This is a genomic window from Filobacillus milosensis (genome assembly GCF_004402015.1).
GTDB classification, from domain to species: domain Bacteria; phylum Bacillota; class Bacilli; order Bacillales; family Alkalibacillaceae; genus Filobacillus; species Filobacillus milosensis.
Map to the genome: position 1 here is coordinate 1 of NZ_SOPW01000048.1, position 640 is coordinate 640.

Genomic DNA, 640 nt, shown 5'->3' on the forward strand with positions numbered 1-640 from the left:
TTAATTTTGAAACTAATTTCAAATTGTTTTTTGCAGCATACTTCAGATTGTCTTTATCAGAATAAGCGGCGTCACCAATAATGTTCTCAACCTCTATTCCACTTGCTTGACTCTTTTGAATCAGTGTTTTTAACTGTTTTCCATCACTTTTCTCACCAGTTGTTACTGTTGCAGCCGTAATAACTCATCGCTATGTGAGTCTTGTATCCAAAAAATGCAGAATCGGCTGATTTATGACCCACACGAGCATCGGGGTCATTCGATTCTTGTAGGAACTCAATATCATCTTCAAGTGTTTCCTTTAAAAGATTCAATGGCTCTTTTATTTTAGGATAATTTTTCAATGTTGGTTCTTGATCAATTACTTTAATAAGTTCTTGAGTATAATTAATTTCAGCTTCAATTGTGTCGGATTGGGGTTTTTTCGGGAATTTTTCTTTCATAGATTCATCAATTGAATAGATCTCTTTTCGAACTTTTTTGGATCGGTTACGTAGTATTTCCTGTGGGGTCAATTGATTGTATCTTGCCTTTGTATGTGTAGCATCAACAATAATTGATTTAGATTGGATAATATCGTGCTTAACAGCTAACTCGACTGTTTTCCCAACCAAAAGGTCAAGAAGATTCTCGTCTTTTA

Annotated in this window: 1 pseudogene; it reads right to left on the bottom strand. The window is 34.4% G+C overall.

Annotated features, from left to right (window positions below):
• Window positions 1-640: pseudogene (locus E3U55_RS17620) on the bottom strand (transposase); the annotation flags it as partial.